At 46.1% G+C, this 14,496-nt stretch carries 14 protein-coding genes; 3 read left to right on the top strand and 11 right to left on the bottom strand.

The features are described from left to right. Positions 1 to 166 precede the first annotated feature (166 nt). The 3 genes from SPM24T3_RS01845 to SPM24T3_RS01835 all read left to right on the top strand — a co-directional run bounded on the left by SPM24T3_RS01845 (position 167) and on the right by SPM24T3_RS01835 (position 3,468). Positions 167 to 1,924 (top strand): NEL-type E3 ubiquitin ligase domain-containing protein, encoded by a 1,758-nt coding sequence (locus SPM24T3_RS01845; protein WP_009634983.1) that lies wholly within the window; start codon positions 167 to 169, stop codon positions 1,922 to 1,924. Positions 1,925 to 2,018: 94 nt separating this feature from the next. Beyond that, entirely contained in the window at positions 2,019 to 2,294 is a 276-nt protein-coding gene (locus SPM24T3_RS01840) for a metal/formaldehyde-sensitive transcriptional repressor (protein WP_009634982.1), read from the top strand. Positions 2,295 to 2,349: 55 nt separating this feature from the next. After that, the gene (locus SPM24T3_RS01835) at positions 2,350 to 3,468 is read left to right on the top strand and encodes an S-(hydroxymethyl)glutathione dehydrogenase/class III alcohol dehydrogenase (RefSeq protein ID WP_009634981.1); all 1,119 of its coding nucleotides are present in this window, start codon (positions 2,350 to 2,352) and stop codon (positions 3,466 to 3,468) included. A 99-nt stretch (positions 3,469 to 3,567) separates the two neighbouring features. Here the strand turns inward: SPM24T3_RS01835 and SPM24T3_RS01830 are convergent, their stop codons facing one another. The 11 genes from SPM24T3_RS01830 to SPM24T3_RS01780 all read right to left on the bottom strand — a co-directional run bounded on the left by SPM24T3_RS01830 (position 3,568) and on the right by SPM24T3_RS01780 (position 14,427). Beyond that, entirely contained in the window at positions 3,568 to 4,935 is a 1,368-nt protein-coding gene (locus tag SPM24T3_RS01830) for an oligosaccharide flippase family protein (RefSeq protein ID WP_009634980.1), read from the bottom strand. A 107-nt stretch (positions 4,936 to 5,042) separates the two neighbouring features. Beyond that, complete coding sequence (locus SPM24T3_RS01825; protein ID WP_009634979.1) at positions 5,043 to 6,146, bottom strand: DegT/DnrJ/EryC1/StrS aminotransferase family protein; 1,104 nt, start codon at positions 6,144 to 6,146, stop codon at positions 5,043 to 5,045. After that, a complete protein-coding gene (locus SPM24T3_RS01820) occupies positions 6,147 to 6,707 on the bottom strand; it encodes a GNAT family N-acetyltransferase (protein WP_009634978.1) in 561 nt (186 codons plus the stop codon). Further along, positions 6,700 to 7,152 carry an FdtA/QdtA family cupin domain-containing protein gene (locus tag SPM24T3_RS01815; RefSeq protein ID WP_009634977.1) on the bottom strand — a complete coding sequence of 151 codons (453 nt, stop codon included), beginning with the start codon at positions 7,150 to 7,152 and terminating at the stop codon, positions 6,700 to 6,702. Before SPM24T3_RS01815 ends, SPM24T3_RS01820 begins: the two co-directional genes overlap by 8 nt. A 356-nt stretch (positions 7,153 to 7,508) precedes the next feature. Then, positions 7,509 to 8,945: a hypothetical protein gene (locus SPM24T3_RS01810; protein WP_009634976.1), complete on the bottom strand. Its 1,437-nt coding sequence runs from the start codon at positions 8,943 to 8,945 to the stop codon at positions 7,509 to 7,511. 95 nt (positions 8,946 to 9,040) lie between these two features. Further along, positions 9,041 to 9,988, bottom strand: coding sequence for a glycosyltransferase family 2 protein (locus SPM24T3_RS01805; protein WP_009634975.1), 948 nt, complete (start codon positions 9,986 to 9,988; stop codon positions 9,041 to 9,043). A 138-nt stretch (positions 9,989 to 10,126) separates the two neighbouring features. After that, entirely contained in the window at positions 10,127 to 10,981 is an 855-nt protein-coding gene (gene rfbD, locus SPM24T3_RS01800; protein WP_009634974.1) for a dTDP-4-dehydrorhamnose reductase, read from the bottom strand. Continuing rightward, positions 10,978 to 11,514: a dTDP-4-dehydrorhamnose 3,5-epimerase gene (gene rfbC, locus SPM24T3_RS01795; protein ID WP_009634973.1), complete on the bottom strand. Its 537-nt coding sequence runs from the start codon at positions 11,512 to 11,514 to the stop codon at positions 10,978 to 10,980. The genes rfbD and rfbC overlap by 4 nt, the downstream gene beginning before the upstream one ends. Position 11,515: 1 nt before the next feature. Next, a complete protein-coding gene (rfbA, locus tag SPM24T3_RS01790) occupies positions 11,516 to 12,394 on the bottom strand; it encodes a glucose-1-phosphate thymidylyltransferase RfbA (protein WP_009634972.1) in 879 nt (292 codons plus the stop codon). Between the two features lie 21 nt (positions 12,395 to 12,415). Next, entirely contained in the window at positions 12,416 to 13,477 is a 1,062-nt protein-coding gene (rfbB, locus tag SPM24T3_RS01785; RefSeq protein ID WP_009634971.1) for a dTDP-glucose 4,6-dehydratase, read from the bottom strand. Positions 13,478 to 13,518: 41 nt separating this feature from the next. Beyond that, positions 13,519 to 14,427, bottom strand: coding sequence for a glycosyltransferase family 2 protein (locus SPM24T3_RS01780; RefSeq protein WP_009634970.1), 909 nt, complete (start codon positions 14,425 to 14,427; stop codon positions 13,519 to 13,521). Between the last annotated feature and the right edge of the window lie 69 nt (positions 14,428 to 14,496).

Raw genomic sequence — 14,496 nt, 5'->3', positions numbered from 1 at the left:
CACCCTCGGCAATCTTCACGAATCTGTTTCAAAAATGGCGCTCAGCCAATAAAATAATCGAATTCTGAAATAATATGTTTCCCCCGCCGCGCATACTGCTTTGTTGCCCAATAGAGATCAGCAGATAAAAATCTGACCTCGCCAAATACAAGGATAGTGAAGCATTATGTTAGCCCCTTCTCGTCAACTTAATAATCAAATATCTCCTCAAGGATCTGCGCTTGAATGTTTTCAGGCCGAGTGTTCTTCGAAAGCCAAAAACTGCAAAACTATGCTGGATTATTCTGCAGTATGGAAAGAGTGGGGCAAGAATGCTTTAGGTGGCAGCGGAGAGCATCGGGAATTAGCCATTCGCAGGTTGGAAGATTGTATGCAGAGAGGATCGATTGAACTGGACTTAAGCGCGCTTGGCCTGTCTGAACTTCCACCAATATTGCCTCCCAAGATCGTCAAGCTCTTTGCCAATAATAATAAAATCGAGACTTTGCCTCAAACCTGGCCACCAAAATTAAATTATCTAAAAATCAGCAATAACCGCCTGACAATGCTGACGAGTTTACCCTCAGATTTAAAAACATTACTGGCTAAATTTAATCAGATTCACACGCTGCCCGCTATTTTGCCTTTGCAGTTACGGCATATAGATTTGAGTAACAATAATATTAATCAACTGCCCGATAAGCTGCCGGAAAGTCTGCGGTCTTTATTGGTAAGTCATAACCTTTTGCGTTCATTGCCGGAGCAATTTCCCGAGTCGTTGACGGTTATTAAAGCCAACAATAATCGTCTGGTAAATATTCAGGCCGTCTATCCTGTTATGTTGCAGATGCTCAATTGTAACGACAACCAGTTATCTAACCTGCCGGAGAATCTGGGTTTTTTGCCGTCAAGCTGCTTTATTTTTTTACGAAAAAACCCTCTTACCTATCAAAGTTATCAACTATTGCGAAATCTGGAGCAAGATCCCGCGTATCAAGGCGCGACACTGAATTACGATACTGTTGTCTATCCCACGCCTGCGCTCAGAACGCTATATGATGAAATTGGCTGCTGGTTACCTGAGGTTGCACGGCACGGACGTTTTAGAATATGGGAAAGCTTTGAAAAAGAAGATAATGCAAAAGCTTTTAAACAATTCCTACGCCGTTTAGGCAGAACGGAAAGCGCCAGAAACAATGCAGATTTTAAATGCCACGTTATGACATGGCTTGCCGAGTTGGCTGAAAACCCTTATCTACGCAGCATGACTTTTGTCATTGCGAAAGAGGCCACCGAAAGTTGCGAGGATCGCGTTGCGTTGAGCTACAGCCAAATGTGTCGGGCACTGGCGATGGATAATGTCAGCTCGGGGAAACTGGACAATAATTTGCCTGCCGTGGTTTCGTTGGGGCGTGAGATGTTTCGACTTGATAAACTTGAACAGATTGCAGCAGAAAAACTGCAACAATTACGCCGCGACAATTTTCCGCACATTGATGAGGTTGAAATTTTTTTGGCCTATCAAGTGAAGCTGAAAGAGATGTTGCAACTGAGCACGGTAACTTATGACATGTTATTTTTTGCCTGCGCTCGTGTCAGTCATAACGAACTGTTGGTTGCGGTAAACCAGGTAAAAAAGGAAGAAAATACTGAGTTTGCTCGTTGGTTCGCACAATGGTCAGCGTGGCAGGAAGTGGCTCGGCGGATAGACCCAATGAAATTTTCCTCGGCGGATGCGAAAAAATACCAGATGCTAAACAGCGACTATGATGAAAGAGTGAGTGCTCGGCTGACTGCACTCGGCCTTGAAGGGGACGAAGATGGATTACGCATGGTGGGTAAATGGATCATGGACCAGATAACGGGTGATATTGATTTGTCACTGACGCAGGATATTCTTGTAGAACGAAATATTTTTAATCTTCTCGATCCTGTCTGGGCTTAGTGATCGCCATAATAATCACTTAATCGGCCCTGATTATTGCCATCTCATTTCTACAATTATACTATACCCCCATATAGTATGGAGGGCGCCTTAAATGCCAAACTCAGCAGAAGACAAGAAAAAAGTCTTAACCCGAATCCGACGCATTGCCGGGCAAGTTGAGGCGCTGGAGAGAGCGTTGGGCAGCGATGTTCCTTGCGTGGCAATGCTGCAACAAATTGCCGCTATTCGCGGGGCAGCAAACGGCCTGATGGCCGAAATGATGGAAATCCATATGAAGGACATCCTGTTAGCCGATGAACCTTCGCTCAAGGACCGAGCCCAGTGTACCGATGATATCTCAGGATTCATCCGCTCATATTTAAAATAGTCTTGACCGTCGTCAGACGGCAATGCCACCTGTTATCTACCGATTAGGAAGCGTTATGAAATCTCGTGCAGCTGTAGCCTTTGGTCCCGGCAAGCCTCTTGAAATTGTCGAAATCGATGTTGCACCACCTAAAAAGGGTGAAGTACTGGTAAAAATCACCCATACCGGGGTTTGCCATACTGATGCTTTTACCCTTTCCGGCGATGATCCCGAAGGCGTGTTCCCTGCGGTACTGGGTCATGAAGGCGGCGGTATTGTGGTTGAAGTGGGCGAGGGCGTGACTACACTGCAACCGGGCGATCACGTTATTCCTCTCTACACCGCAGAATGTGGCGAATGCAAATTCTGTAAATCAGGTAAAACCAACCTCTGCCAGGCCGTGCGTGCCACGCAGGGTAAAGGCCTGATGCCAGACGGCACCACGCGTTTTTCTTACAACGGCGAGCCAATTTATCACTACATGGGCACCAGTACTTTCAGCGAGTACACCGTGGTCGCCGAAATTTCATTGGCCAAAGTCAATCCTGAAGCGCCATTGGAAAAAGTTTGCCTGCTGGGCTGCGGCGTGACAACGGGGATCGGCGCTGTTCACAACACTGCAAAAGTGAAAGAGGGCGACAACGTCGCTATTTTTGGGCTGGGTGGTATTGGTTTGGCGGCTATTCAGGGCGCAGTGCAGGCGAAAGCGGGCCGTATTATTGCCATCGACACTAACTCAGGCAAATTTGCACTGGCGCGTGAAATGGGCGCAACCGACTGCATCAACCCTAACGATTTCGACAAACCGATTCAGGACATGATTGTTGAGATGACTGACGGCGGCGTGGAGTTCAGCTTCGAATGCATCGGCAATGTTAACGTGATGCGTGCCGCGCTGGAGTGTTGCCATAAAGGCTGGGGCGAGAGCGTAATCATCGGCGTTGCAGGTGCGGGTCAGGAAATCAAAACCCGTCCATTCCAGCTGGTGACCGGTCGCGTATGGCGAGGTTCGGCGTTTGGTGGCGTTAAAGGTCGCTCCCAGTTGCCGGGGATGGTAGAGGATGCAATGGCGGGTAAAATTAAACTCGATCCCTTCATCACTCACAAGCTGCCGCTGGAAAGCATCAACGAAGCCTTTGACCTGATGCATGAAGGCAAATCAATCCGTACTGTGATCCATTTCGGCGACAAATAACCTTTCGCTGCAACACGTTATGCTAAAAAAAAGCAGGTTGGCGAATGAATCGGCAACCTGCTTTTTTACTTTTTAAGCTGAATAAATCAGTGACAGCAATTATTCACTCAGCGGTGTTTCAACTGCGGGTTTGATTATTCGGTGACGTTTCAACTCTCGGCGATACAGCATGTAACGCATGGTATGCAGCACCACCAGTCCTAGCGCGACGCGAATGTTCCACGCAATAGCCGCACCAAGAATGCCGTAATGATGTGTCATCCAAGGCAGATAAATCACATACAAAATCAAATCGACAATCATGCTGACGGCCATAATCCACGGCTTGCCGCAGGCCTGAATCCAGATAAACGCCGGTTGCACCAAACCGTGCATCAGATAGCCAATCAGGAACAGCGAGAAGATAACCCAAGAATGTGCGGCGAAATCAGGGCTTATCCAAACGCTCAGGAACCATTTTGAAAGGAATATCCCGGCTATTGCAGGCCCTACCAGTACGACAAAAATCCCCAGTACCACTTTATTAAAGTAACTGTTTGCGGCGCGAACGTCGGTAGCGATTTTAGAAACCAGTACCGGGAACAGCACACCGCAGGCACTGACCGTTACAATAGCAACACGCGAAACCACATCGTAAGGCGTGGTGTAGTAGGCAAATATGGTGGCGCCGACAATCGAGGCAACAAAGAAACGGTCAATATAGAGAATAATTGGCGCAATAATATTGCCCACTGATATCCAGCCGCCATATTTGACCAGCTCGGTGGTAATCGCTTTATTCAGCCTTACGCTCAGGAGTTTAATTGATGTGATTTTTCGAATTTCACTGGTCATCATCATATAAAACACCACCGCCATGATGCAGCGCAGCAGGCACAGGGATAGTGTGAGGTAAAACAGACTCGGCGTGTAGAACGAAATAATAACCGGTGCTAAATACATCAATATTGAGAAAGGAGCTTTCCCGATACTGATTTTTTTGAAAGCGCCAAACGCCTCCATCACACCAACAAAAACGGTTTGAGCAATAACGAAAGGTAAACTGATAGCGATAATACGCATGCTGCCAGCGGTTTCCTGACGAATCTCATCGGTTGATACGTGGAACAAATGGACTGCAATCCACTGGCTTTCAACCCAAAAAAGTACGGAGATAATCAGGATAACCCCGGTGATGATGTACCAGCCGGTTTTAATCACCGTTAAGATTGCCACGTCATTCTTCTCGTCGAGATATTTTCTTACCGAGTTGGTAACGGAGCGGGTAATACCAAAGTCAAAAATGGTGACTGAGCCGATGATGACAATTATCAGCGAAAGAACCCCAAAGCGCTCAAGGCCGGTATGCCTCAGTAACACCGGGATCATGACTATAGCGACAAGCACCGGCAGAGCATAACCCAGGAAGTTCCAAGATATATTTCTTAAAAAAGCGCTGCTGAACAATTTCGCTATGTATCGTTTCATCGTTAACGTTCAATCTGTGTGGTCTAGCTATTAAACAAAAAAGCAGTGCCAATGAGCACTGCAAGCTTGTCGCCCCACCCTGAAGTGGGGGGACAGGAGGCGAGGAGTTAACCTTCGAACTTATTACAGGCATCGATAATGAGTTGAACATCCGCCTCTGACAGCGAAGGGTCGGCAGGTAAACTTAAAATCTCATTGTGAATGGCTTCGTTGAGCGGGAAACTCAAATGGTTCATCTCTGCATATGCCGGCTGTTTGTATGGCGGCAAAGGATAGTGAATCAACGATTCAATCCCTTGGTCATGCAGATATTTCTTCAGCGCGTCACGGTGTTTGCTACGAACCACAAACAGATGCCAGGTATGCTGCTCACGGCTGGCAACCAGAGGAAGAGCAATCAGCGGATTTTTAATTCCTGCGAGATAACGCTCTGCAACGGAACGACGGCATTCGACTTCAGGCCAGAAATGCTTGAGTTTGACGCTTAACAATGCGGCCTGCATCTCGCTCAGACGGCTGTTAACCCCTTGATAAAGATTGTAATAACGTTCTTTCGAACCATAATTACGCAAAGCGCGCAGAGCGGCGTCCAGTTCTTCGTCATTGGTGGTTGCAGCACCGGAATCGCCTAATGCACCCAGGTTTTTGCTCGGATAGAAGCTAAATGCCGAAGCATCGCCCCAATAGCCGACGCGCTTGCCATCGATACTGGCACCGTGTGACTGGGAGCAGTCTTCCAAAACCAACAGATTATTTTCACCAGCGATTTGCATGATTTCTGGCATCGGCGAAGCATAACCGTATAAATGAACCGGCATGATAACGCGCGTTGCGGGTGTAATAGCATCACGAATTCTGCTTACGTCAATGTTATAGCTCTCTGCATCCGGCTCGACAAACACCGGCTTGAGATTGTTTTCAGTAATCGCAAGCACGCAGGCAATATAAGCATTGGCCTGAATGATCACTTCATCACCGTCTTTCAACTTTCCTAATAATTTCCACGCACGTAGAATTAGAACCAGCGCGTCCAGACCGGATGCCAAGCCAATACACGATTTTACCCCGCAAAACTCGGCAAACTGTTGCTCAAAACTGCGAACTTCCGGTCCAAGTATGTAGTAACCGGAATCAATGACGCGTGCAGCGGCTTCTTTTAACTCACCAGCGTAAGGCGTATTAATTTGCTTGAGATTGAGGAAATTAATCATTTACGCATCCTTTTGAAGGGCAACATGCGAAATATAGTGTGCATTGTCTTTGTAGAAAGTTGCACGCATTACTGCGACATCAATGACATAGAATTCATTGGTTTCGTCTTCGCTGTGAAAGCGTTGAGATATCTTTTTAATAAAACGCAGGGCCGGTTTGTTGTCTTTGCGAGCATCAATAATGATGCTTTTGAACCCCATGTCGTTCAAAAGATCGACCATTAACAGAATGCTTTCGATAGCCGAAGTCAGCGTTTTGTTGTCATTCAGGATCCAGCTGCCAGCATTGACGACACTGGCTTCGTGGTCCATGTTGTAAGCACGAAGAGACCCTACAGGCTGCTCATTATCCAGTCGTTGAATAATGCAGTAAAATTCAGTACCGGCGGCTTCACGCTTTTTATATTCTTGCAGCCAGGCTTTCTGTTGCAGCGGATCGTTATCCACCGGGGTAAGAAACTGAACGCTCTTTGGAGCTACCCGTAAACTATGAACAAACTCATAGTCACTGACTTCAACAGGCCTAAGTAGAATGGTTTTACCGTAGTAAACTTCACTCATTGTAAGCATTCGCCTCCGTAGTGAACAACTCGAGGTCGTGAATGTAGTCTGATTTATCGTATTTCTCGCTGGCCAGCACGATCAAGGCACAATCTTTACTAAAATCATGCATTTCGATCCAGGTCATGTTGTTAACCAGTAAGCCTTTTGACGGACTGTCCAACCAGTGATCGCTGATTTTTTTGCCATCATTTAAACGAACTCGCAGCTTGCCAACCAGGCAAATCAGGAATTGCTTATCATTACGGTGTGCGTGAAATCCACGATTTTGATTCGTGTTAGTGTTGAAAATGTAAAACAGTCTTTTAATATCGAAAGGAACCTGATTCATAGACTCCACGCTGACTAAACAGCCGCGATCGTCGGTGAAGGTTACCAGATCAATCACCGAATGCTGTGGCGGTTGCAAAGATTCTGTTTCATCAATGTGTGTAAATAAATTCATAATAACGCCTCTAACCTTATGATTAGTTATGTTTGTAGGCTCCGGAGCGAACCGCATCAGCCAATTTTAGAACCATCGATTAAACAATGTGTTCTCTCATCGTATCCATTATGAAAACGGGTACGCTTCGACAGACATCCCTGGTTAAGAGAAATTTAGCGCTCGCGGGCTGCTGATTCTGTAACTGTCACGAATTCACCAGGACACCGCATAACTTATCGATAAAGTTTTTATTTTAATATAATAACATATTGAGATATTTAATAGCCCTTAGCGCAAGCTTGAGCACAATTAGGATATCTTCGATTTTCTAAATATAACTACTTATTGAACTATTTATTCAAATTAAATCTCTTTTATTTTTTCTTGAAAAATCTCACAACTTTTACTACTAATGCCTTGCATGTATTCAGGGTGAAATAGGTTTTATTGAAAAGTGAGAATCTCAAATATATGCCCCAAAATAGTTTTCGATGATGATGGTACACATATCTCATCACCAAAGGGTATACCGGCATAAATATGCTTTTACGTACTTTGAGATAGTCAGTGTCACCGGTCCATGGAACCAGATTCTCCATATCAAGCGAACTTCTTTCACCAGCATAAACACAGGCAAGATAACGCGCTTTTACTTCATTGTAGCCGTTAACCATGAGGATTTCTTCATAAGCCCCTTCATCATCATAGTTCTTGATGCTATTTACGACCTCTTCTACACTTTGTCGTTTTAACTTATCTGCCGGTGAATAACCCTGAACATTTGAAGTTAATCCGATCCCGCGCTTGCCTGATAACACCTGCTCGGCAAACGCCGTTCCGCCCGGGAAAGGATAGCTGTCAACATAGAAATCTGCCTCGCGAGACCGGGCAATAAATTGATCATACGGAAGCAGACGTAATATTTGCAGGCGTTTTCCAAAGCGTAATTTTAGCGGCCATAGCCAAACATTTCCCGCAAAATTAATGCCAACCAGAGTAAAGATACCCTCTGGCCACGCAGTTAATAGTCGGTTAATCAACGGGCTCATATTTGCACCACGAAAAGGCCGGAATTTCATGGCAGAACCGGAGCTAAAGAAGTGTAGCGAAGGCTTGCCGCTTTCCACCGGTGGCTGCGATTCTGGTTTGATGTCCGCCACTGGAATGCCGAGGAAAGAAGTTTGGCCTGCAATCGTTTTAGTTAGATCAAGACGTGCACCATAGCTACTGAGCTGGAAATAAAAATCAGCGATCGAACTTCCATAGGTGAAAGCGTGATCGGCATGATTGACAAAGTAAACGCTCAATGGCCGGACTTTCTTAATCAGCCCACAGGCAACGACGGTCGCAATATCGTCGAAATGAATATGCAATACGATGCGTTGATACCGATTGCAAATATCTCGAATTTTAACCACCGCATCGAGAGGGCTCTCGGGAGCAATTTCATATACTTGCGAAAAGACATCGTTCAATCTTGTCCGCGCTTTGGCATCGGCGCGTCGAGTAATGAGCAAGTCAGGTCGAAGGTCATGCATATTTCCGAGTTTTTCCATCAGTCGGGTATGACCACCGATGATAAAAGCTTCCGAGATAATATGCAGACAGTCTTTGGTAGTCTCTGGTTCAATGATGGCTGGCAGCGTATCGTTAGCGCGATTAGTCAGCGTTATTTCAATTTGCGGATCGTCATATTGACCGATATCGATCATATGCAGCAAGGAACCATAAATCTCTGCAGCTTTCAGACTTTCATTAAAGTCTTGCCCGGTAAGTACTTTTTCTCTCAGAGGTTGAAGAAGTGTCTTCATATTAATCCCTAATTACCCGGCAGAAATTCATCTTTGAAATACTGAATAACTGCATTTTTTGCTTAGTTCGCAAAATGTCTCAAATACAGCCGGAATTAAATACCCACGACATAAAAAACGAAGAAGGAAACATTACGAAGCCACCCTGTCTTATGTACACCGCGCGTACTGTAAAGTTTAAAACGGGTGAAAAATCCTTTTTCGAATGACTCGACATAGTCAGACAATAGTTGTCTGTCTTCCGGTTTTAATGCCGGGCTAAAATCTTCCAGGAATAACTTAGCCTGAATTCGAGTTTGCCTGATAATAGCGCGCGCCTTGACTAAACGCGTTTTGAAAGAAACATTTAAAACTGCACTCAGTGATGCTGATTGCGCACCAAGCACGTTATTACCATGCTGACGATATAGGATCAGTGAGTTTTCAATAAAGCCGACACGACCTATGGCCTGAGCCAGCATCGCCATATACCAGTCATGCATTATCGACTCGCCGATGCGGCTATTGCGCGCCTTGCTGAACAACTCATGGTTGCAGGCCATTACGCAGCCGGTGACTGAATTATTGACCATCAGGCGGGCTAAGTCGGGAGCGCGATTTAAGTTCTGGTAATCAAACATTGAGACATGCATCGGCGACAGGTTTTTGTCTGCTACGCACAGGTCAGAATGTAATAAAATGGGGCCTTGCTGCTGTTGCTCAAGTTCGACAAAACGATCCATAAACAGGCGCATTTTGTTAGGCAACCAAAGGTCATCCTGATCGCTGAAGAAAGTATAATCAGCCTCAGTATGCATAATCAGATAATTAAAGTTCTCGCGTACTCCGCCTTTTTTGCCATTATCCAACAGCTCTATTCGCGGGTCCTGCTGGTTAAAATGGTTAATAATTGCGGTGGTTTCATCTGATGAATTATCATCGGAGACCAGAAGACGGCATTGATACTCGGGTAAATGAGTAAAGTTGAGCAAAATGGATTGAATCTGCTCTGTTACATATTTTGCGCCATTATATGTAGCCAGAATAACGTTTATTTTTTTCATGATGTCTCAACGCTAGAAGGTTATTTAGCGCGCTGGCGAAAATTTATTCATCAGCACGCTGTTTGACCTTTAGGCTGAGTTCCTTAATTACAGTGGAATCAGTAAATTTATGCAATTAATAATGGAACTCAGGCTAAATTAAAACTTGCGAATAATATCCTGTAACGCTGCATCCCAATCAGACAACGCAACGCCTAAAGATTTTATTTTTTCCCCATCAAGCACTGAATAAGCTGGACGCTTTGCCGTAGTAGGGTATTGTTCTGTTGTCATCGCGGTGAGCGCAGGCTTTTTCTCAAGTCTTCCTTCAGCGACAGCGACATCAAAAATCTTATCGGCAAACTCGAACCACGAAACCTCACGATTGCCACCATAGTGATAAATCCCACCTGATGCTTCAACTTTAAGCAGAGTAATCAGCGCATTGGCTAAATCACCTGCATAAGTTGGACAACCGCGCTGGTCGCTGACAATGCCAAGGGCATCACGCGATTCTGCAAGTTTGACCATCGTTTTGACGAAGTTATTGCCGTATTCGCTGAACACCCAGGCAGTACGGACAACGGCTGCCTCTGGAAGCGCGGCCAAAGCAGCATTTTCACCGTCAAGTTTAGTTTTACCGTAAACGCCCAGTGGATTTGTTGCGTCGGTTTCAAGATAAGGGTGGTTGCCCTGACCATCAAATACATAGTCGGTAGAAACGTGGACGAGTTTTGCACCCACAGCACGAGCGGCCAGAGCCAGATTTTGCGGGCCTTGAGTGTTAACTTTTGCGGCCTGTTCTGGTTCGCTTTCTGCTTTGTCGACTGCGGTATAAGCGGCTGCGTTAACAATTGCATCAGGTTTCAGAGAGGAGACAATCTCTTCAACCTGTGATTTGTTGCTGATATCAAGCTCAGCTGATCCGAAGGCGTGCAGCTGCCAGCCTTCAGGTAAGCGATCCTGAAAACAGCGGCCTAATTGGCCGCTTGCTCCGGTGAGTAAAATTTTCATTTCACCAGTTCCTGCAAAGTCTTACCTAGCTTGTCTTTTGCCGACAGCAGAGGGTCTTCAATTGGCCATTCGATACCCACTTGCGGATCGTTCCAAAGCAGGCAACCTTCAAGCTCTGGAGCATAATAATCCGTGCATTTGTATTCGAAATCGGCCACATCAGACAACACAACAAAACCGTGTGCCAGACCTGGCGGCACCCAGAACTGGGTTTTGTTTTCTTCCGACAGCAGTACACCGTACCATTGACCGTAAGATGCTGAATCCGGTCGAATATCCACGGCAACGTCGTAGACTTCGCCGCGAACTACCCGCACCAGTTTGCCCTGTGGGCGCTCGGTCTGGAAGTGCAGGCCACGCAATACGCCTTTGGACGAGCGTGAATGGTTATCCTGAACAAAATCCAAATCGATATTTAGCATCTCCTGGTAGCGTTTTTTCTCAAACGTTTCCAGAAAGAAGCCACGGCTGTCACCAAAAACTTTAGGCTGAATTATTTTGACACCAACAAGGGGAGTATCAATGATTTCCATCTTAGATTTCCTTGGTTTCAATCAGCTGAGACAGGTATTTGCCATATCCGGTTTTAGCCAGAATCTTCGCCTGTTCTGCTACTTGCTCACGCGAAATCCAACCTTTACGGAAAGCAATTTCTTCGAGACAGGCCACTTTAAAGCCTTGGCGTTTCTCAATAGTGTGAATGAACTGGGAAGCCTCAAGCAGGCTGTCGTGCGTGCCGGTGTCTAACCAGGCAAAGCCGCGACCCAACTGCTCGACTTTAAGTTTACCCGCATCCATATACATCTGGTTCAGCGTAGTAATTTCCAGCTCGCCGCGATGAGATGGCTTGATTTGCTTAGCCATTTCAACAACGTGATGATCGTAGAAGTAAAGACCGGTCACCGCCCAGTTAGAACGAGGCTCGGTTGGCTTTTCTTCGATAGAAATAGCACGATTTTCTTTATCGAACTCCACCACGCCAAAGCGTTCCGGGTCCAGAACCTGGTAGCCAAACACGGTTGCGCCTTCACCGTTGTTTTGCACCGCGTGCTCGAGCTTACGACCAAAGCTTTCACCGAAGAAGATGTTATCACCGAGGACCAGCGCACAGGCTTCACCGTCAATAAACTCTTCACCGATGATAAATGCCTGAGCCAGGCCGTCTGGGCTTGGTTGGATAGCATAAGACAAGTTAATGCCGAATTGCGAACCATCGCCCAACAGGCGCACGAAACCTTCGTTATCTTCTGGCGTTGTAATAATCAGAATGTCTTTGATACCCGCCAGCATCAATACGGAAATTGGATAATAAACCATTGGTTTATCATAAATTGGGAGCAGTTGTTTCGACACACCGCGGGTAAGTGGGTATAAGCGTGTGCCAGAGCCGCCCGCCAGAATGATACCTTTCATTATGCTGTCACCTTAAATTTTTTACTTAGAAAGACCAAGACGCTCTGTCCAGGTGCCTGCTTTAATGGTATTTACCCACTCGAAGTTGCTCAGATACCATTCAACCGTTTTACGGATACCTGTTTCGAATGTTTCTTCCGGCTTCCAACCCAATTCGCGGTCGATTTTGCTGGCATCGATAGCATAACGCTTATCATGCCCAGGACGATCGGCAACCCAGGTAATCAAATCACGGTATTGCTTAACTCCCTCTGGTTTCTCGGGAGCCAGCTCTTCAAGTAAGTCGCAAATAGTGTTGACCACGTCAATATTCTGACGTTCGTTGTGACCACCGATGTTGTAGGTCTCACCGACTTCGCCTTCGGTAACAACTTTGTACAATGCACGAGCGTGGTCTTCAACATACAGCCAGTCGCGGATCTGATCGCCTTTGCCGTATACAGGCAGAGCTTTACCAGACAGTGCGTTCAGAATAATTAACGGGATCAGCTTCTCGGGGAAGTGATATGGGCCGTAGTTGTTTGAACAGTTGGTCACCAATGTTGGCAAGCCATAGGTACGTTTCCAGGCTCTGACCAAATGGTCGCTGGCAGCTTTGGTGGCTGAATACGGGCTGCTCGGAGAATATGGCGTTTCTTCGGTGAACAAGTCGTCAACACCGTGCAAATCGCCATACACTTCATCGGTAGAAATATGATGGAAGCGGAAAGCGGCTTTTTTGTCTTCAGACAGCGGTGTCCAATAGGCGCGAGCTGCTTCGAGCAGGGTATAGGTGCCTACAACGTTGGTCTGCACAAAGGCCGCCGGGCCGTCGATTGAACGGTCAACGTGGCTTTCTGCTGCCAGATGCATCATTGCATCAGGTTGGAATTCGGTGAAAACTTTGTTTACCGCTTCCGCATCACAAATATCAACCTGGGCAAAGTGATAGCGCGCGTCGTCGCTTACTGGCGCCAGTGAGGCGAGGTTACCCGCATAGCCAAGGTTATCAATAACCAGCACTTCATCCTTCGTGTGCTGAATAATGTGTCTTACGACGGCCGAACCAATAAAGCCGGCACCACCTGTTACGATAATTTTCATTGTGTCCTCAATAAATACGGTAATAGCAGCGGGGGGGGGGATTATTTCCAATATCGCTTGTGCATACTCAATCTTTGATTCAAACCGAATGGCAGAGTTTTATAATTCTTCCCTAACTTATATCCGATAATCTTCATTGCATTGTTTATGCACGCTCGAGGTATTGAAATAATTCCATGTTTGAGCAGAAAGCGCAGCTCAGAAATAATAAACTTCTTACCTTCACCTCCAGCACCACCAAACTTCTCAAAAATCCACTTCTCTTTGCCATGGAATACGCCAATATCAAAGTAGCGTTTAAACTCCTCGACAGGTGAGTAGTTATGAGAATGTCGGGCTTTCGCATCAGCGACATAAGCCACCTTGTAGCCGGCTAAAACTGCTCTGGCGCAGAAATACATATCTTCGCAGAGGATAGTATTAGACGGAAAACCACCGAGTTCCCTAAATACGGAAATACGGTATGCCGCGAATGAGTTAGAGATAAATACTGTTTTAAGACCAACACGATCAGCATCAGCCAAGCTATAAACTTGACTTTGCGCACGATAATTAAAACTGCGGGCATGTCTGGCTATTGGCGTTGCATCATGGTGCGGCAACTGTCGGCCATAGGCACAGGCAACTTGCGGATCTTCAAAAGCCGCCACTAACTGATCTAGACTACCTTCTTCAAGGATGGCATCTTGAGTTAAAAAGACCACTATGTCGCTGTCCTGTGGCCCTAATCCAGCTAATACATTGCGTGTACCGCCATGATTAAACTCTTGAGAGGAAATTCGAGTAACCTTGAACCCAGCCTGTTCGGCTAATAAATCAGTACTATCTTTACTACCGGAGTCAATAACCTGAACATAAAGATCCGCAGGGGAAAATTTCTTTATGCTGTTTATCGACTCCTTCCATACTTCACCACCGTTATAGGTGGGTATCGCCACAAAGTATTTCATCATCTATCCAGGTTGAGCCAGAGATGAGTAACAACCCCCACTCTGAACGGATGTCTTGCGGGGGATTAA

Source organism: Serratia sp. M24T3 (assembly GCF_000257645.1).
Taxonomy (GTDB): domain Bacteria; phylum Pseudomonadota; class Gammaproteobacteria; order Enterobacterales; family Enterobacteriaceae; genus Rouxiella.
This window is presented reverse-complemented; position numbering and strand designations above follow the sequence as displayed.